Raw genomic sequence first — 18165 nt, forward strand, 5'->3', positions numbered from 1 at the left:
GCGTCCCGTGGCGTGGATTACCTTGCCTCCGTGGATCAGCTGATTTCCTCAGACCCGACGCACATAGGTCCGTACCGCCTGATCGCCCGTCTGGGCGCGGGCGGTATGGGCCTGGTCTATCTGGGCCGTTCCGAGGTCGGGCGGACCGTAGCGGTGAAGGTCGTCCAGGCCGAGCACGCACAACACCCGGAGTTCCGCCGCCGCTTCGCCCGCGAGGTGGCGGCCGCCCGGAAGGTGGGCGGCTCCTGGACGGCGGCCGTGCTCGACGCCGACACCGAGGCCGCGGTCCCCTGGGTGGCGACCCAGTACATCCCCGGACCCGACCTGACCACCGTGGTGGCACACGACTTCGGGCCGCTGCCCGAGAACTCCGTGCGGGTGCTGGCCAACCGCCTCGCCCTCGCCCTGCAGGCGGTGCACGAGGCGGGCCTGATCCACCGGGACCTCAAACCGTCCAACGTCCTGGTGACGGTGGACGGGCCGCGCGTGATCGACTTCGGCATCGCGCGAGCCATGGACAGCCTCGCCGGGGACAGCCTGCACACCCGCACCGGCATGCTGATCGGTTCCCCCGGCTTCATGTCGCCCGAGCAGGTGCGCGGCCTCGAACTCACCCCCGCCAGCGATGTGTTCTGCCTGGGCGCCGTCCTCGTCTACGCCGCCACCGGCCGCCTGCTCTTCGGCGCCACGGAGACCGGGCTGAACGCCCACCTCTTCCGGATCGCCGAGGAGGAGCCGGACCTGACCGGCGTCCCCGAGCCGCTGCTCGATCTCGTCCGCGCGTGCCTCGACAAGGACCCGGCCGCGCGGCCCACCCTCCACCAGGTCGCGGCCCGCACGGCGGCGGACGCGGACGCCGGCCAGGGCACGGGCCCGGACGGGGAGTGGCTGCCGGGCGCGGTACTCGCCCAACTCGGCCGGCACGCGGCACAGTTGCTGGACTTCGCCCCCGAGACGGCCGCCACCCCCGCCCCCGCGCCCCCGCCGCCCGCGTACGCGCCCACGGCGCCGGCGCACGCCGTCCCCCCGCAGGGTTTCGGACCACCCCCGGGCATGACCCCCCAGGCATGGCCCGTGCCGCCCTCCCCGCCCCCCGTCCAGGACCCGGCGCTGCCGCACCGCATGCGCTGGTGGGGCCTGGTGGTGGTCGGCCTCGTACAGCTCTTCGTGCTGCTCGACGCGACGTCCCTGCGGACGGCGGCGCCGACGATCATGGCCGATCTGCACCTCCGCGCCGACGACGTGAACGGGCTGTTCGCCGGCTACGGACTCGCCTTCGGCGGGCTGCTGCTGCTCGGCGGGCATCTCGCCGACCTGGTGGGCCGCAAACGGATGCTGATCATCGGCCTGGCCGGCTTCGCGGTGGCCGGCGCCGTCGGCGGTCTGGCCGTCAGCTCCGGCATGCTGCTCTCGGCCCGCGTCCTGCAGGGCGTCTTCGCCGCGCTGCTGTCGCCGGCCGCACTGGCCCTGGTGGCCGCCGACTTCCCCGAGCCGAAGGCCCGCGGCAGGGCCTTCGGGATCTACGCCGCGATCGTCGCCGGCGGCTCGACGGCGGGCCTGTTCGCCGGTGGCTGGTTGGTGGAATTCCTGAGCTGGCGCTGGTGCCTGTTCATCGACGTCCCGCTCGCCCTGATCGCCGTGCTCGGTGTGGCCACCCTGGTCCACGACCGCCTGGTCCGCACCGGCCCCCGCTTCGACGCGCCGGGCCTGCTGTTCGGCTCCAGTGGGATCGCCGCCCTCCTCTACGGCTTCCAGCAGACCGGCTCGCGCGGCTGGACCGACCTCCTGGTGCTGGCCCTGTTCGCGATCGGCGTCGCCCTGCTGATCGCCTTCTTCTGGTGGCAGACCAGGGCGGGCACCGCGCTCCTGCCGTCGTACGCCCTCGGGGACCGCGACCGCGTCGGCTCCTTCGTCACCCTGTTCCTGGCCGGCGCCGGCACGCTCGCCCTCCTCCCGACCCTGACGGCGTACCTGGAGAACGTCCGCGGCTACTCCCCGATGGGCACCGGCCTGGCGATCCTGCCCACGGCCGTCGCGGTCGTCATCGGTGCCACCCAGGTCTCCGCCCGTCTGCTGCCCCGCATCGCGCCGCGCAACCTGATCGTGCCGGGCCTGCTGCTCACCGCGCTCGGCCTGGCGCTGCTGGCCTTCCGCACGCCCGACAGCCCGTACGGCGCCCTGGTCCTGCCCGGCATGGTCCTCGCCGGCCTGGGCCTCGGCACGGCCCTGACGCCGCTCCTCTCCCTCGCCACGGCCGGCCTCGCCGCGTCGGACGCGGGCGGCGGCGCGGCAGTGGCCGGCGCGACCCACCAGGTGGGCGGGGTGCTCGGCACGGCACTCTTCGGCAGCGTGCTGTCCTCGGCCATCGCCGCCCGCATGGCACGGCTGCCCGGCCTCGGGCAGAACTTCGCCGAAGCGGCCCGGAGCGGCCGGCTCCTCAACCCGCGAGGTACGACACCGCAACTCGTGGAGTACCTCACCAGCGCCACCCTGGGCGGCTACGCCACCGCCCTGTGGTGGTCGGTCGGCCTCACCCTCCTCGCCGGCCTGGCCGCCGCCCTCCTGATCCGGTCCGCCGCCCCCGCGCTCCCCGCACCACCCCTCCCCGCCTACGACCAGCGGGCCACCCTCTGACCCTCCCCACGAAGCCGGCCGCCGCCCGGAGACGCCCCCGGGCGGGACGGAGAAATCCGTTATCGACAACGCATTCAGGATCACGTGACGTCGTGCCGGAATGGAGGCAGTACCGTCTTTCGCTGCGTTTCACCTGACGGCGATTCATGTTCGCTCGTCGAGCGACTTCTCTTCCGGCTGCAAAGGTATGGACCGGCGGCCGTGCCAGGTGTCGCCATGCAGTCCCTCGGGACTTCGAATCAGCCGAAATGCGTGGGTCACAGGACGCCGGTCATGCCCGCCCGTGACGATGTGCTCAGTGCACCGAAGGGGCGGGAGGACAGGTGGCCAAGCAAGTCAAGTGTGGATCGACCAAGACCGCGACCGGCAAGCCGTGTCAGAACCCTGCGATGATCGGCTACTCGCGCTGCCAGCTCCACCGAGGTGAGTGGACACCGCGGCAGAAGAGGAAGACCAAGAAGCGCTGACCGCGCCCGGGCCCGGCCACCAAGCGCGCCGGCGGTCGAGCCCAGGCCGCGTCCCCATGCCCTACTCGGTGCCGGCCGCATGCCCGTGTGGTCTTCCACGCCACCGCCGACGGAAATCACGGCGCTTTTTCTGGCTCAACAGGCACTTTGACGTTGTGAGTTCACGTTGTGGGAAAACGCAAAGAGTGGTTGCTTCCGTCGGTCTCGGACGGAAGCAACCACTCCAGGCTTCTCGGCTACCGTACGCCGAGTTCGAGATCTAATTTTTTAGATGTCGAAGTACAGCTCGAACTCGTGCGGGTGCGGGCGGAGCTGGATCGGGGCGATTTCGTTGGTGCGCTTGTAGTCGATCCAGGTCTCGATCAGGTCGGAGGTGAAGACGCCGCCCTGCTGCAGGTACTCGTTGTCGTCTTCGAGGGCCTCGAGGACCGCGGGGAGGGAGGTCGGGACCTGCGGGACGCCGGCGTGCTCCTCCGGCGCGAGCTCGTAGAGGTCCTTGTCGATCGGCTCGGCCGGCTCGATCTTGTTCTTGACGCCGTCGAGGCCGGCCAGGAGGAGGGCCGAGAAGGCGAGGTACGGGTTGGACGACGGGTCCGGGGCACGGAACTCGACGCGCTTGGCCTTCGGGTTGGAGCCCGTGATCGGGATGCGCATGGCGGCGGAGCGGTTGCGCTGCGAGTAGACCAGGTTGACCGGGGCCTCGAAGCCCGGGACCAGGCGGTGGTAGGAGTTCACGGTGGGGTTGGTGAACGCCAGCAGCGACGGGGCGTGCTTGAGGATGCCGCCGATGTAGTAGCGGGCGGTGTCCGAGAGGCCCGCGTAGCCCTGCTCGTCGTAGAAGAGCGGCTGGCCGCCCTGCCACAGCGACTGGTGGACGTGCATGCCGGAGCCGTTGTCACCGAAGATCGGCTTGGGCATGAAGGTGGCGGTCTTGCCGTTGCGCCAGGCGACGTTCTTCACGATGTACTTGAAGAGCATCAGGTCGTCGGCGGCGGCGAGGAGGGTGTTGAACTTGTAGTTGATCTCCGCCTGGCCGGCGGTGCCGACCTCGTGGTGCTGGCGCTCGACCTGGAGGCCGGACTTCTCCAGCTCCAGGGAGATCTCGGCACGCAGGTCGGCGAAGTGGTCGACCGGCGGGGCCGGGAAGTAGCCGCCCTTGTAACGGACCTTGTAGCCACGGTTGTCCTCGCGGGCGCCGGTGTTCCAGGCGCCGGCCTCGGAGTCGATGTGGTAGAAGCCCTGGTTCGCGGAGGTCTCGAAGCGGACCGAGTCGAAGACGTAGAACTCCGCCTCGGGGCCGAAGTACGCGGTGTCCGCGATGCCGGTGGAGGCGAGGTACGCCTCGGCCTTCTTGGCGATGTTGCGCGGGTCGCGGCTGTACTGCTCGCCCGTGATCGGGTCGTGGATGAAGAAGTTGATGTTGAGGTGCTTCTCCTGGCGGAACGGGTCCAGGCGGGCCGTCGACAGGTCGGGGCGCAGCGCCATGTCCGACTCGTGGATCGCCTGGAAGCCGCGGATCGACGAACCGTCGAACGCGAGCTCCTCGTCCGGGTCGAACGCCGCGGCGGGGATCGTGAAGTGCTGCATCACGCCCGGCAGATCGCAGAAACGGACGTCGACGAACTTCACGTCCTCATCCGCGATGAACTTCTTCGCGTCGTCGGCGTTCTGGAACATCCAACTCCTCCTAGCCCGGTCACCGCTCGGCGGATGCGGGGTTGCGACTCGGAGCGCGTCCATGTGCGGTGGCGCGCTTGCCCGACCATAGGCAGGCGGGATTTCCCAAGCATGACCCATTTGTTTCGCCGAGGTTAACCGGCGCGCTGTCGATCTCACCCCCAGTGTGCGCCTGCGGCCCGGGGCGGGGAGCGGCGGGACGAGGGGGCGGGGACGGTGCGGGAACCCGCTGCCGGGGGAACGTATGCGGTCGCAGTACCGTGGACGGGTGGACAACAGGCAAGCAATCGGATCGTGGATCTCCGGGCCCCGTGCGGCAGCCGAGGACATGGGCGTCGAATTCGGCTACCGCGGGCAGCGGCTCGGGCTGCCCGAGGAAGGACCGGGCTCGATCGCGCGGTTCGGCCGCCGCTTCGGCGCGCTCTTCATCGACTGGGCGCTGTGCCTGCTCATCGCCTACGGGCTGCTCAGCGGCGGCAAGGCGCAGTCGGCGAGCAACTGGGCACTGCTGGTCTTCGCGGTGATGAGCGTGCTGACCGTCGGCACGGTCGGCTGCACCCCCGGCAAGCGGCTGCTCGGTCTGCGGGTGGTCGCCGAGGGCGGCGGCCGGATCACCCTGCCGCGGGTGGTGCTGCGGACGCTGCTGCTGGTGCTGGTCATCCCGGCGGTGATCTGGGACCGCGACGGCCGGGGGCTGCACGACCGGCTCGCCCGCGCGGTCGAGGTACGGATCTGATCCGTGCCGCGGATCCGACCTCCGTCGCGGTCGCGCGAACCGTTCGCGTCGCGCGGAGCTGTTCGCGCCGTGATGCGGAGCTGAGTTGATCTGAGCTGATCCGGTGGGTGCTCTCGCGTCGCTCTGGTGGGTGCTCTCGCGTCGCTCGTCACCGTTCCCGCCCGGTCGGACAGGTCATCGGGCGTGCGCGTCCCCACGCCCCCCACGTCAGCCCCCACGCACCCCGTGCGTCGGAAGCCCGCCGGCCACCGCGTGCGGCGGGGGCGGAACGCAAACAAGCGGAGCGGCGAAGAGAAGCAGAAGCAGAAGTAGACGCATAAGAAGACGACGACGCCCCGAGGCCAAGCCCCGGGGCGTCGTCGTCCGTGCCGTGCCGTACTGGCCGTCGGTGGTCAGCGCATCTTGCCGCCGCCCCTGGGCATCCGCATGCCACGCCCAGGAATCGGCCCCTTCGGGACCGGCATGTTGCTCATCAGGTCGCCGAGCGCGCGCAGGCGGTCGTTGACGGCCGTCACCTGGGCGCCGGGGAGGACGCGCGGGAGCTTCAGCAGGTGGGTCCGCAGCTTCTTGAGCGGGACCTGGCCCTCGCCGTCACCGACGACGACGTCGTGCACCGGGGCGTCGGCGACGGTGCGCGCCATGCGCTTCTTCTCGGCGGCCAGCAGGCCGCGCAGTCGGTTCGGGTTGCCCTCGCCGACCAGGACGATGCCTGCCTTGCCGACGGCGCGGTGCACCACGTCCTGGCTGCGGTTCATGGCGACCGCGGGGGTCACCGTCCAGCCGCGGCCGACGTTCTCCAGGACGGCGGCCGCCGCGCCGGGCTGGCCCTCCATCTGCCCGAAGGCCGCCCGCTCGGCGCGCCGGCCGAAGATGATCGCCATCGCCAGGAATGCCAGGACGAAGCCCAGGATGCCCGCGTAGACGGGGTGGCCGATCAGGAAGCCGATGGCGAGGAGCACGCCGAAGACGACGATTCCTGTGCCAGCGACGACAAGACCGACCTTGGAATCGACCCGACGGGTCATCTTGTAGGTCAGGGCGATCTGCTTGAGCCGCCCGGGGTTCTCAGCGCCGCCAGCGCCGGTTGCGTTTGCCTTCCTCGCCATACAGCGAAGTTTACGTGGCGTGCGGGCGTCGGGTGGCCGCGGCCTCCAGGACGTACTCGGCGTCGTACCGGTCCTTGGCGCGGCGGCGGTCCTCCAGGACCGACGTCCAGGCATTGCGGCGGGCGGTGCGCTGGCCGCTGCGCAGCAGCACGGCCTCGATGGCACGCAGTGCACCGGTGACGGAGGGGATGGGGCGGGCGGTGGCGCGGAGCGGCGCGGCCTCCATGGTGATGGTCTCCCTCGGACGAACGGAACGAACAGGGGGCGGGGGGGGAGGTGTCTTGCGGTGCGTACATCCATCGTCACTGAAGGGTGTTACCAACGGATGACCTGCCGGTCAAACACCTATGAAACGTTGACGCGGCCCCCACGCCCCCCTGCCAGGGGGAGTGCGGGGCCGCGTCTCTCAGCATGTGCCACGATTCACAGATCGGCGCGCCGGGGCCGTCAAACCGCCTGACTGGACGCCTCGACCTCGCGCCGCTCGATCGCCTGCTGGTACAGGCGGCCGGCACGGTAGGAGGAGCGGACCAGCGGGCCGGACATGACGCCGGCGTAGCCGATCTCCTCGGCCTCCTCCTTGAGCTCCACGAACTCGGCGGGCTTGACCCAGCGCTCGATGGGGTGGTGGCGGACCGAGGGGCGCAGGTACTGGGTGATCGTGATCAGCTCGCAGCCCGCGTCGTGCAGGTCCTGGAGCGCCTGGCTGATCTCCTCGCGGGTCTCGCCCATGCCCAGGATGAGGTTGGACTTGGTGACCAGACCGGCCTCGCGGGACTTGGAGATGACCTCCAGCGACCGCTCGTAGCGGAAGCCGGGGCGGATCCGCTTGAAGATCCGCGGGACCGTCTCGACGTTGTGGGCCAGCACCTGCGGGCGGGAGGAGAAGACCTCAGCCAGCTGCTCGGGGACCGCGTTGAAGTCCGGGATCAGCAGCTCGACGCCGGTGTCCGGCATCAGGGCGTGGATCTGGCGGACGGTCTCGGCGTAGAGCCAGGCGCCGCCGTCCTCCAGGTCGTCGCGGGCGACGCCGGTGATCGTGGCGTACTTCAGGCCCATGGTCTGGACCGACTCGGCGACCCGGCGCGGCTCGTCGCGGTCCAGCTCCTGCGGCTTGCCGGTGTCGATCTGGCAGAAGTCGCAGCGGCGGGTGCACTGGTCACCACCGATGAGGAAGGTCGCCTCGCGGTCCTCCCAGCATTCAAAGATGTTGGGACAGCCCGCCTCCTGGCAGACCGTGTGCAGACCCTCGCTCTTGACCAGGCCCTGGAGGTGGTTGTACTCGGGACCCATTTTCGCCCGGGTCTTGATCCACTCGGGCTTGCGCTCGATGGGGGTCTGGCTGTTGCGGACCTCCAGGCGCAGCATCTTGCGTCCGTCGGGTGCGACTGCGGACACGTCGGCTCCCTAACAACTTCGATTCTTCGGCGTACACCAGGGTACGCCCGTCAATTCGCACGCATTTCCACGTGCGGGTGGTGCAGGGCCAACCTCGGAGGGGAGGGCGGCATTCCCGCGGCCTCGGCCGCGGGCGGCCCTCAGACCGCGCGGGGGAGCAGGACGGCGGTCTCCAGGACGCCCCGCAGGTGCTTCTCGACGACCGGCAGGACCTCGGCGATGGTGACCTCGCGGCCCAGCTCGCCGGAGAGCGAGGCGACCCCGGCGTCCCGGATGCCGCAGGGCACGATCTTGTCGAAGGACGTGGTGTCCGGATTCACGTTGAGCGCGAAGCCGTGCATGGTGACGCCCTTGGCGACGCGGATGCCGATCGCGGCGAGCTTGCGGTCCTCACCGCGCTGTCCGGCGTTGGACGGCGCGTACTCGGGGCCGTTCAGCCGCGGGTCGAACAGCTCGTCCGTGGCCCGCGGGTCGAAGTCGAGCTGGAGGCCGCCCAGCGCGGGCCGCTGGTCGACGGGGTCCCCCAGGACCCACACCCCGCTGCGGCCCTCGACCCGGGTGCCCTCGACGCCGAACTCGGCGCAGACCCGGATCAGCGCGTCCTCCAGGCGGCGGACGTGCGCGACCACGTCGACCGGGCGCGGCAGCTTCTGGATCGGGTAGCCCACCAGCTGGCCGGGGCCGTGCCAGGTGATCTTCCCGCCGCGGTCCACGTCGACGACCGGGGTGCCGTCCAGCGGCCGCTCGTCGTCGGAGGTCCGGCGGCCCGCCGTGTAGACGGCCTGGTGTTCCAGGAGGAGGCAGGTGTCGGGGATCTCGTCGGCGAACCGGGCGCTGTGGACCCGACGCTGCTCCGCCCACGCCGCCTCGTACTCGACGGCGTCCGTCCCGAAGCCCAGATGCACAAAGCGCAGCCCCTCGGGTGCGGGGGTCTCCCCCCGAGAGATCGCAGTCACGGCAGCTCCTCTTCGAACCCTTGTCGCAGTTGCATGCGACGTCTCATGCCCCTCGCGAGGCACTTCCGATGCCACGTCGCGCCCATGCCACTGTACGGCCGCCCCGCGCGCCCCCCACACGGGGTCGACGCGCCGCGCAGCCCCCGACGAGCCCGTGACGTGCTCACACGATCGGATGAACGCGAGGCGCAGGCCGCGAGAAAGGCGCCGAAGGCCGTTACATTCACGCCGTTCCACAAGGGCGAAGAGCACGCCGGACTGGGTCAGTCGAGCCCGGCGGCCCGGCCCGGAAGGCAGGAGACCGGTAAAGCTGATGACGGAACGACCCCCGCACCACACGCCCAACCGACAGCTCGCCGCGCTCATCGCCGAGGCGGGCTTCTCCAACGCAGGGCTGGCCAGACGGGTTGATCAACTCGGCATCGAGCACGGCCTCGACCTGCGCTACGACAAGACCTCGGTGACCCGCTGGCTGCGCGGGCAACAGCCCCGAGGCACCACCCCCGCGCTGATCGCGGAGGTCTTCACCCGCCGGCTGGGGCGCCGGCTCTCCGCCCAGGACCTGGGCCTGGACGCCTGCGCGCCGGTGTACGCCGGGCTGGAATTCGCCTCGACCCCCGCCGAGGCGGTGGACATCGTCAGCGGCCTGTGGCGCAAGGACTCCGGCAGCCATGCCGAGCTCCGCAAGATCGCGTTCACCCCGGCGGGGCTGGTGGTGCCCAGCCGGGACTGGCTGATCGGCCGGCCCGACGAGCGCGTCGCGCACGGCGAGCCGGGCGGCGAGGCCGGGGAGCGGGTGCCCGTGCAGGGCGGCCGGTCGTCGGTGCCCCGGCAGCGCCAGACCGAGCGGGTGGACCGCACCCAGGGCGGCCGGGTCACCTCCGGCGACATCGCGGCGCTGCGCTCGGTCGGCGAGCTGTTCCGGGCCCTGGACCACGCCTACGGCGGCGGCCACGCCCGCCAGGCCCTGGTGCGCTACCTGGAGCACGAGGCCGAGCCGATGCTCCGCGGCACCTACGGGGAGACGGTCGGCCGGCGGCTGTTCGCGGCCGCCGCGGACCTGACCCGGCTGGCCGGTTGGACCTCGTACGACATCGCCGCGCACGGGCTGGCGCAGCGGTACTTCGTCCAGGCGCTGCGGCTGTCCCAGGCCGCCGGCGACCGCGCGTACGGCTCCTACGTCCTGGTGACGATGAGTCGGCAGGCGGTCTATCTGGGGCACGGCCGGGAGGCCGTCCAGCTGGCCCGGGTCGCCCAGCAGGGCGTCGGCAGCAGTGCGCCGCCCACCGTGCAGGCGCTGCTGCACGCCGCGGAGGCGCGCGGCCACGGCGTCCTGAGCGAGGTCCGGGCCTGCACCGCCGCGCTGGCCCGCGCCGAACGGGCCCTGGAGAGCGCCCGCCCCGGGGACGACACCCCGTACTGGGCGCGCTTCTTCGACGAGGCACAGCTCGCCGACGAACTCGCGCACTGCCACCGCGATCTCCAGCAGTACCGCGCGGCCTCCCAGCACGCCGAGCGCTCCCTCCAGCTGCGCGCCGCCGGGTTCGCCCGCAGCCGGCTGTTCTGCCGGGTGGTGCTGGCGACCGCCCGGCTCGGCCTGGGCGAGCTGGAGCAGGCGTGCACGCTCGCCGCCGAGGCGGCCCTCCAGGCATCCGAGATGCGCTCCGTACGGGCCCACGAGTACGTCCGGGACTTCGAGCGGCGGCTGGAGCCGTACCGGGACGCGGCGGCGGTGCGCGGCTACCGCGAGCGGGTGGCCGCGCTGGGATGACGGACGGGCGTCGCACGGCGGAGCCTAGGCCGCGGCCCGTACGGCGTCCGTTTCCGGGCGGGCCGGCACGCCGAAGTCCTGGAGCAGTGCGCGCGCGGCGCGGTGGCCGGAGCGCAGTGCGCCCTGGAGCGTGCCGGTGTCGCGGTGGTCGCCGCACACATAGAGCCCGGCCAGCATCCGTACGGTGCGCTGCGGGTCGTGCGGGGCGGCCATCGCGGGCACCGCGTAGGGGTCGTGATGGCCGGTCAGCAGCCGCCAGTCCTCGGCCCGCACCCCGTGGATCCGGTCGAGCTGCGGTCGGACGGTCTTGTCGAGGACGTCCAGCGGCAGTGCCGCGGCGGGGCCGAGCACGACGGTGGTGACCAGCGGCCGGCCGGGCGGGGTGCGGGACGGGTCGATCGCGCCGGCGAGGTAGGTGAAGCCGATCGGGCCGTCGGTCGGCAGGATCAGGGTGGTGTCCCGGTGGGGACCGCCGCGGGTGCCGGCCGGGGCGTCCGCGGTGTGGTGCAGCACCGTGACCGGGTGGAAGGCGGGTAGCCGCAGCCCCGGCAGCAGCGCGGCGGCGTCCCGCGCACCGGTCGCCACCACCACCGCCCGGCACGCCGTCCGGCCGTGTTCGCGGGTGCCGACGCCGTTGGCGTCGACGGCCGTGACCTCCACGGACGTCCGGACCGTGCCCGGCGGCAGGCCGGCCGCCAGCAGATCCGGGACGGCGAAGGCGCCGCCCGTCGGCAGCGTCAGCCGCCCCTCCGCGAAGGTCCGCAGCACCTGCGCGGCGCCCCGGCTGGAGCCGCCCAGCCGGGGGTCGCAGAGCAGCGCGCCCAACAGCGGCCGCAGGAAGGTGTCGTGGGTGCGCGGCGGGAACGCCGGGCGGCCGGCCAGGGCCTCGCTGACCGGAAGGTCGGCGATCCGCTCCGTACGGCGGTCGGCGCGTGTGAGGGCGCGCGCCGCGGACAGTGCGCCCCTCGTGCACCGCAGCGGACTGATGCGTTGGGTCCGCTGGCCGTTGTGGAGGCTCAGTCCGGCCGCGAACGGACGCAGCGTCAACTCGCCCAGGCCCGGCGTCCGGCGCAGCGCGGCGGGGGAGACCGCCAGCGGCCGGCCGCAGCGGTCCAGGCGGAAGCCGTCCACCTCGTCGGTGACGGACCGGCCGCCGACCCGTGGCGCGGCCTCCAGGACGGTGACCGCGAGCCCCGCCGCGGTCAGATGGCGAGCGGCGGCGAGACCGGCCGGCCCGGCCCCCACGATGACGACGTCGACGACCGATGCGGTGCGCAGCACATGCCCCTCCCGAGGTCGGTCCCAGCGGCGGCGCACGGTTCTCATGCCCGGTGCGGCGGTCCGGGATGCCCAGTGGTGTGTCCGAGGACCGTAGGGCGCCGCGGCCCGGCCGACAGGGGCGCCCTGGGGGCGCGTCGGAGCGGCCCCCGCGCCACCTCCCGACCCGCCGCGCCCTACGACGCCAGGGCGGCGCGCACCGCGTCCGCGATCCGCGGGTCCGCGAAGCCGAAACCGGAGTCCAGCAGCTGCCGCGGCACGATCCGCTGACTGCCCAGCACGTCCGCCGCGAACTCCCCGAGGGCGATCCGCAGCACCGGCGCCGGCACGGTGCACAGCGTCGGGCGGCGCAGCACACGGCCCATCACCGCCGTCGCCTCGCGGTTGGTGACCGGTTCCGGCGCGGTGAGGTTGACCGGCCCGGACAGCCCCTCGGTGGCCAGCAGGTGGCGGAGCGCCGCGATGTGGTCCCGCAGGGAGATGAAGCTCCAGTACTGGCTGCCGTCGCCGAGCCGACCGCCCAACCCCAGCCGGAACAGCGGGAAGAGCCGTCCCCAGGCACCGCCGGAGCGTGCCACGACCAGACCGGTCCGGGCGAGGACGGTCCGGATGCCGGCCTCCTGGGCGGGCGTCGCGGCGTCCTCCCACGCCACGCAGAGCTCCGGCAGGAAGCCCGAACCGGCCGGCCCGCTCTCGTCGGTGCGCCGGTCGCCGGTGTCGCCGTAGTAGCCGATCGCGCTGCCGGAGACGAGGACCCGCGGCGGGACGTCCATCGCGGCCAGCGCGGTGGCCAGGGTCCGGGTGCCCAGCACCCGGCTGTCGTGGAGCTCCTGCTTGTAGGCGGCGGTCCAGCGGTGGTCGGCGACGCCCGCCCCGGCGAGGTGCACCACCGCCTCGCAGCCGGCCAGCGCGGCCGGGTCCAGCCGTCCCTTGGGGTCCCAGGACACCTCGTCCGCCGCGGTCGGCCGGCGGCGGACGAGCCGGACGACGTCGTGGCCGTCCGCGCGCAGGTTCCGGACGAGGGCCGTGCCGATGAGTCCGGTCGAGCCGGTGATCGCGATCCGCATGGGGCCATCCTGCCCGCAATCCGTGACGCCACCGGGGAGGGGTCGGGGTGAGCCGGGCGGGAGTGCGCCGCGGCGGCGCGGGACCTCAGCCGCGGAAGCGGTCCCACAGCAGGGGGAAGCGCTCGGCGAGGGTCGCGTCGTCGTCGAGGTCGAGGTAGGTGCCGAGCGGTTCCGGTGGGGCCGGGGGCAGTTCCAGGTCGGGCATGACGGTGCCGGTCAGCTGCTCGTACGCCTCGTCGGCGGCGTAGCCCAGCTCCTCGGCGTCGCCGTCGGTCTCCTCGTCGAAGTCGCCGACGAGGCCGGCCAACTGGTCCGGGTCGTGCAGCGCGCCCTCGAAGACGTGCCGGCCCTGGCCGATCAGCCAGCAGCGGAAGTAGTCGAAGGCGTCGTCGCTGGCGCCGTCCAGCATCAGTGCCGCGGCGGCCCACAGGTCCCAGGTGTAGGCCCGGTTGTAGCGGGCCTCGAAGTGGCGGGCGAAGTCGATGACGCGGTCCGGGTCGAGCCCGAGCAGCCGCTCCACCAGGGCGTCGGCCTGCTCCTCGGGGTCGCCGCCGGCGGCCGCGCGGGAGCCGTCCACCAGCTCCCAGAACTCCGTCTCGTCCATCACCGCTCCAGCATCCGTCCTGCCGCCGCGGCCCGCACGCGGAGTGCACCGGATGCGGCGGCGCGGCGTCCGGGCCGGGGCGTCCGGGACGCCAGGAGGGGGGTCCGGCGGGTGACCGCGTCGCGGTTCCGTCGTTGTGCGGCATGCAACGACGGCAGCGCAGCCCCCTCCCCCCCCCACCACCCACGCAGTACCCCTCCCATCCCTCCCACCCCGCGCAGTGTCCCTCCCGCCCCACCAGTGCCCCACCCAGCGCTTCTCCCACCCCGTATCCCCCCACTTCGTGAAGGGCGCATCCCGCCATGCCCATGGACGAAAGAACCCGGGCCGAGGTCGAACGTGCCGAGGCGGCCCTCGTCGAGCACTATCCGCGGCTGGTCCGCCTGGCCTATCTCGTCCTGCCCCCGTCGATGGGCCGCCACCGCAAGGTCCTCACCGCGCACGGGCTGGTGCAGCGGGCCCTGCCGTGGCGCGTGCCGCGCCGGCCGGTCGGTGCGCTGCCCGCCCAGCGCGGCTCGGACGCCGGCTCCGGCTACGACCTGGTCCGCCAACGGACCCTGGAGCTGGCGCTGGCCTACGAGGACCGGCAGCGACCGGCCGTCCTGTTGCCGACCGTGCCGTTCGTGTGGGGCCTGCGGCTCTTCCCGCGTGCCGGCGGCGCCGATGAACTCGCCCTGGACCAGGCCCTGTCGGCGGTCCCGGCCGCGGTCCGGGCCGCCCTGGGGCTGTGGCACCTGGAGGGACTGGACGCGGACGCGGCGCGCGCGGTCCTGGCGCGGGCCGGGGTCCCGGACCCCGACATGGCGCTGCGGGCGGCCGGGCAGCTGGACCGGCGGACCGGGGCCGGCGCCGGCGCGCTGCTGAACTCGGGGGAGTTCGACCCCTGCACGGTGCAGGCCCGGCCGACGGATCTGCTGCGCCGCCGGCAGCGGGTGCGGGCGACCGGCGTGCTCGCGGCGGTGGCGGTGGTCGGGGCGCTCGCGATGGCGCTGCCCGGCGGCCGGCCCGCGGGCGGGTCCGCCCCCACCGCCGCCCAGCAGGCCCTCGACCCCGGCCGGCTGCTGCGCGCGCCCAACGAGCAGTGGGCCCGGACCGCCCGGGTGGACTTCACCGCCTGGCCGGCGCGCGGCCGGCAGGCCGGCGACTGGCAGCTGCTGGCGCGGGCGCTGGGGGTGTGGGCCGCGCCGCCTGCCGGCACCCGGATCGTCGCGGCGGCGGACACCTCCACCCGGCCGCCCGCCGCCCCGCCCCGGCTGCTGTACGCCGGACTGATCGACAACGTCATGGTGGTGGTCTTCCACGACGGCGAGCGGCTGGTGCGCTACGCCGAGCCCCAAGACGCCACGCCCACCCTGCACTTCGCCCGGGTCGACAACGCGGACCTCGCCTCCGCCGGCGGGCTGGTGATCGGCCGCGGCAACGGCTGGCTGCGGTATCTGATCGCGCCCTGGGTCGCCGAGGTCGCCGTCCGGGACCTGCTCGCGCCGGACGCCCCGCCGCACGGACTGCACCTGGCCCCGGACGGCGTCACCGACCGCATCCCGATCCCGCCCGCGGACGGTGCCCCCTGTGGGCACTGGCCGGTGGCCGAATTCCACTCCTCGCCGCGGATCGACGACCGCCGCTCCTTCCTGATGACCGACCTCGGCGACCTGGCGCCGGTGCACCTGACGTCCGTGCCGCCCGCTGCGGCCGGCGGCGGTCCCGGCGAGGCGACCGGCGCGCCCGCGCTGCACAGTTGGGCGCGCACCGCCTGCACCCTGCGGTCGCTGCGCGGCACCGGCGTACGGTCCGTCACCAACTGGGCCTACGCCCGGCAGGAGCTGCCGGAGGGCGGCGGCACCGCGACCTGGGTCTGCAACCGTGCCGACACCTGGCGCGGTCCGGGCCGGGCCATGGTGCAGTTCCAGCCGCCGGCCGTCGGACCGGCCGACCCGGGGCGGATCGCCGGCCGGGCCGTCGGCACCGCGGCGTGCAGCCCGTTCGGCCGGCATGTGCTCGCCGACGTCCACTGGCAGGCGAAGTCCGGGAAGTGGTACCTGCTCGCGGCGGGCAGCGGCGAGCTGGCCAAGGTCGACGTGTCCGGCGGGGTCCGGGCGGCGGCCCAGGCGCCGGTGCTGGCGGTCCCGGCGGCCCGGAACACCACGGCGCAGGTCGCCGGGCACCTGCGGGACGGCCGGAGCCTGCCGGCGATGCTGCCGTAGGTCGAGCGGGAGGACCCGAAGAGGCCCGGAAAACCCGACAGGAGATGTCGGCTTTCCCTGTCAGGGTCGCCGTGTACGACCACACGGGACGACGCGAGGAGCACGACGTGACGGCGCACGAGAGGGCGGAAAGCCGGGCATCGCAGGGGCGGTCGGTGGCCGCGGCGGAGAGTTCGGGGAACGGTGCCGCGCACCGGGGGGTGCCCACGGGCGATCTGTCCGGGCGGGTGGCGCTGGTCGCCGGGGCGACCCGGGGCGCCGGCCGGGCGATGGCCGTGGAGCTGGGCCGGGCCGGCGCGGTGGTGTACGTCACCGGCCGCACGACCCGGGACGCGGTCAGCGAGGTCGGCCGGCCCTCGGAGACCATCGAGGAGACCGCGGAGCTGGTGACCGCGGCCGGGGCCGAGGGCAACGGGGGCAGGGGGATCGCCGTGCCGACCGACCACCTGGAGCCGGCGCGGGTCCGGGCGCTCGTCGAGCGCATCGACCGGGAGCAGGGGCGGCTGGACGTCCTGGTCAACAGCGTCTGGGGCGGCGACCGGCTGATCCAGTTCGACACCAAGGTGTGGGACCTGGACCTGGCGGGCGGGCTGCGGATGTTCCGGCTCGGCATCGACACCCACATCATCACCCATCACTTCGCGCTGCCGCTGCTGATCCGGCGGCCGGGCGGACTGGTCGTCGAGGTCACCGACGGCACCGAGGAGTTCAACCGCGTCTACCGCGACAGCCTCTGCTTCGACCTCACCAAGAGCGTCCCGCACCGGATCGCCTTCGGGCTCGCCGGCGAGCTGGCGGAGTACGGCGGTACGGCCGTCTCGCTCACCCCGGGCTTCCTGCGGTCCGAGGAGATGCTGGACCACTTCGGCGTCACCGAGGAGACCTGGCGGGACGCGATCGCCGAGGAGCCGCACTTCGCCATCGCGGAATCGCCGGCCCTCATCGGCCGCGCGGTGCGGGCGCTGGCCGCCGACCCGGAGAAGGCGCGCTTCACCGGCCGGTCGCTCTCCAGCGGCCAGCTGGCGCGGGAGTACGGCTTCACCGACACCGACGGCTCGCAGCCGGACTGCTTCCGCTACTTCGAGGAGGTGGTGCGGGGCGGCAAGGACGCCGGTCCCGAGGACTACCGCGTCCCGGCGTCCTCCTCCTCCGGCACCGGGGAATAGAGCGCGGCGGCGCGGCGGGCGGCCGCCGCGAACCGCTCCCGCAGCGCGGCGGGAGCCAGGGCCTCGACCTCCGGGCCGAGCCCCAGCAGTTGGGCGTAGGCGACCTCCTGGGACTCCACGGCGAGGGTGACCGTCAGCCACCCCCGCTCATCGGGCCCGCCCTCGGCCGTCGCCCGCGCGACGGCCTCCTCGGCCGCGGCCGGCTCGGTGACGTGGGGCAACTGCCGGACGCCGTGCGGGGAGAGCCGGATCACGGCCTCCTCGCGCAGCAGTGAGCGCCGGAACTGCTCGGCCCGCTCGGCCCAGAACGCGGGCAGGTCGAACTCCGGGTCGCGGACGAAGCGCCCGGTGCGCGCCGCGTCCCCGGCCGCGCGGCCGTCCGGCGGACCGTCCACCGGAACGGCCGGCTCGGCCGCGGTGAACCGGTCGACGCGGTAGACCCGGAAGCCGGCGGCCGTGGCGGGGCTCCCTTCGGGCGGACCCGCCACGGCCCGGGCCGCCAGATACCAGACGCCCGCCTTGAGCACGAGGCCGTACGGCTCCAGCTCCCGGGCCACCTCGCGGCCGGCCCGGAGATAGCGGGCCGTCAGCCGCCGGTCGTCCCACACCGCGTCGGCGATCACCGGCAGCAGCTCGGGCGTCCGGGGGTCGTGGTACCAGCGCGGCGCGTCCAGATGGAAGCGCTGGGCGGCGCCGGACGCGGCGTCCCGAAGCTCCGGCAGCAGCGCGGCGGAGACCTTCAGCCGGGCCGCGGACGCGACGTCGGCCAGGCCCATCTCCCGCAGCGCGGAGGGCACTCCGGACAAGAAGAGCGCCTCCGCCTCGCGCAGGCGCAGCCCGGTCAGCCGGGTGCGGTAGCCGCCTATCAGGCGGTAGCCCCCGGACCGGCCGCGGTCCGCGTAGACGGGCACCCCGGCCTCCGAGAGCGACAGCACGTCCCGGGCGACCGTGCGCTCCGAGACCTCCAGCTCCCGCGCCAGCTCCCCGGCCGTCATCGACGGCCGGGACTGGAGCAGCAACACCATTCTGATCAGCCGTGCGGCACGCATGGATCCATCATGCGGGGCAGCACTGACAACGCCCCGCGCACGCGGAACGGAA

The 18165-nt window shown here is 73.5% G+C and carries 14 protein-coding genes; 5 read left to right on the top strand and 9 right to left on the bottom strand.

What is annotated here, in order from left to right; genetic code table 11:
* Positions 1-30: 30 nt before the first annotated feature.
* Positions 31-2634, top strand: a complete 2604-nt coding sequence (locus SNOUR_RS44805; RefSeq protein ID WP_159425932.1) for an MFS transporter — start codon at positions 31-33, stop codon at positions 2632-2634.
* A 734-nt stretch (positions 2635-3368) separates the two neighbouring features.
* Here SNOUR_RS44805 and glnA read toward each other — a convergent pair.
* On the bottom strand, positions 3369-4778 hold the full coding sequence (gene glnA / locus SNOUR_RS28170; protein WP_067352400.1) for a type I glutamate--ammonia ligase: 1410 nt from the start codon (positions 4776-4778) through the stop codon (positions 3369-3371).
* A 268-nt stretch (positions 4779-5046) separates the two neighbouring features.
* Between glnA and SNOUR_RS28175 the strand changes: the two genes are divergently transcribed.
* The gene (locus SNOUR_RS28175; RefSeq protein ID WP_174717903.1) at positions 5047-5514 is read left to right on the top strand and encodes an RDD family protein; all 468 of its coding nucleotides are present in this window, start codon (positions 5047-5049) and stop codon (positions 5512-5514) included.
* Between the two features lie 392 nt (positions 5515-5906).
* On the opposite strand, the gene SNOUR_RS28180 is transcribed toward SNOUR_RS28175, so the two are convergent.
* From SNOUR_RS28180 to lipB, 4 genes are all read right to left on the bottom strand, one after another.
* Positions 5907-6620 (bottom strand): DUF4191 domain-containing protein, encoded by a 714-nt coding sequence (locus SNOUR_RS28180; protein WP_067352404.1) that lies wholly within the window; start codon positions 6618-6620, stop codon positions 5907-5909.
* A gap of 10 nt (positions 6621-6630) precedes the next feature.
* On the bottom strand, positions 6631-6846 hold the full coding sequence (locus tag SNOUR_RS28185) for an SCO2195 family GlnR-regulated protein (protein ID WP_067352407.1): 216 nt from the start codon (positions 6844-6846) through the stop codon (positions 6631-6633).
* A gap of 221 nt (positions 6847-7067) precedes the next feature.
* Positions 7068-8018 carry a lipoyl synthase gene (lipA, locus tag SNOUR_RS28190; protein WP_067352409.1) on the bottom strand — a complete coding sequence of 317 codons (951 nt, stop codon included), beginning with the start codon at positions 8016-8018 and terminating at the stop codon, positions 7068-7070.
* Positions 8019-8158: 140 nt separating this feature from the next.
* Positions 8159-8974: a lipoyl(octanoyl) transferase LipB gene (gene lipB, locus SNOUR_RS28195; RefSeq protein WP_067352411.1), complete on the bottom strand. Its 816-nt coding sequence runs from the start codon at positions 8972-8974 to the stop codon at positions 8159-8161.
* Between the two features lie 313 nt (positions 8975-9287).
* Between lipB and SNOUR_RS28200 the strand changes: the two genes are divergently transcribed.
* Complete coding sequence (locus tag SNOUR_RS28200) at positions 9288-10745, top strand: NsdA family TPR-like regulatory protein (RefSeq protein WP_067352413.1); 1458 nt, start codon at positions 9288-9290, stop codon at positions 10743-10745.
* 24 nt (positions 10746-10769) lie between these two features.
* Here the strand turns inward: SNOUR_RS28200 and SNOUR_RS28205 are convergent, their stop codons facing one another.
* The 3 genes from SNOUR_RS28205 to SNOUR_RS28215 form a co-directional block, all read right to left on the bottom strand.
* Positions 10770-12026: an NAD(P)/FAD-dependent oxidoreductase gene (locus SNOUR_RS28205; RefSeq protein ID WP_067352416.1), complete on the bottom strand. Its 1257-nt coding sequence runs from the start codon at positions 12024-12026 to the stop codon at positions 10770-10772.
* A 173-nt stretch (positions 12027-12199) separates the two neighbouring features.
* Positions 12200-13090: a TIGR01777 family oxidoreductase gene (locus tag SNOUR_RS28210; protein ID WP_067352418.1), complete on the bottom strand. Its 891-nt coding sequence runs from the start codon at positions 13088-13090 to the stop codon at positions 12200-12202.
* 85 nt (positions 13091-13175) lie between these two features.
* Positions 13176-13694, bottom strand: a complete 519-nt coding sequence (locus SNOUR_RS28215; protein WP_067352420.1) for a DUF4240 domain-containing protein — start codon at positions 13692-13694, stop codon at positions 13176-13178.
* A gap of 308 nt (positions 13695-14002) precedes the next feature.
* Between SNOUR_RS28215 and SNOUR_RS28220 the strand changes: the two genes are divergently transcribed.
* On the top strand, positions 14003-15898 hold the full coding sequence (locus SNOUR_RS28220) for a hypothetical protein (protein ID WP_067352422.1): 1896 nt from the start codon (positions 14003-14005) through the stop codon (positions 15896-15898).
* Between the two features lie 155 nt (positions 15899-16053).
* Positions 16054-17064: an SDR family oxidoreductase gene (locus tag SNOUR_RS28225; protein WP_376738596.1), complete on the top strand. Its 1011-nt coding sequence runs from the start codon at positions 16054-16056 to the stop codon at positions 17062-17064.
* Here the strand turns inward: SNOUR_RS28225 and SNOUR_RS28230 are convergent.
* The gene (locus SNOUR_RS28230) at positions 17022-18113 is read right to left on the bottom strand and encodes a helix-turn-helix transcriptional regulator (protein WP_067352424.1); all 1092 of its coding nucleotides are present in this window, start codon (positions 18111-18113) and stop codon (positions 17022-17024) included. The genes SNOUR_RS28225 and SNOUR_RS28230 overlap by 43 nt on opposite strands.
* Between the last annotated feature and the right edge of the window lie 52 nt (positions 18114-18165).

The organism is Streptomyces noursei ATCC 11455 (assembly GCF_001704275.1).
Classification (GTDB): domain Bacteria; phylum Actinomycetota; class Actinomycetes; order Streptomycetales; family Streptomycetaceae; genus Streptomyces; species Streptomyces noursei.

Excerpts from the sequence above, each read along its gene's own strand:
- glnA (WP_067352400.1), bottom strand. The coding sequence starts at position 4,778 with ATGTTCCAGAACGCCGACGACGCGAAGAAGTTCATCGCGGATGAGGAC.
- SNOUR_RS28210 (WP_067352418.1), bottom strand. The coding sequence starts at position 13,090 with ATGCGGATCGCGATCACCGGCTCGACCGGACTCATCGGCACGGCCCTC.
- SNOUR_RS28180 (WP_067352404.1), bottom strand. The coding sequence starts at position 6,620 with ATGGCGAGGAAGGCAAACGCAACCGGCGCTGGCGGCGCTGAGAACCCC.
- SNOUR_RS28230 (WP_067352424.1), bottom strand. The coding sequence starts at position 18,113 with ATGCGTGCCGCACGGCTGATCAGAATGGTGTTGCTGCTCCAGTCCCGG.
- SNOUR_RS28220 (WP_067352422.1), top strand. The coding sequence starts at position 14,003 with ATGGACGAAAGAACCCGGGCCGAGGTCGAACGTGCCGAGGCGGCCCTC.
- SNOUR_RS28185 (WP_067352407.1), bottom strand. The coding sequence starts at position 6,846 with ATGGAGGCCGCGCCGCTCCGCGCCACCGCCCGCCCCATCCCCTCCGTC.
- SNOUR_RS28200 (WP_067352413.1), top strand. The coding sequence starts at position 9,288 with ATGACGGAACGACCCCCGCACCACACGCCCAACCGACAGCTCGCCGCG.
- SNOUR_RS28215 (WP_067352420.1), bottom strand. The coding sequence starts at position 13,694 with ATGGACGAGACGGAGTTCTGGGAGCTGGTGGACGGCTCCCGCGCGGCC.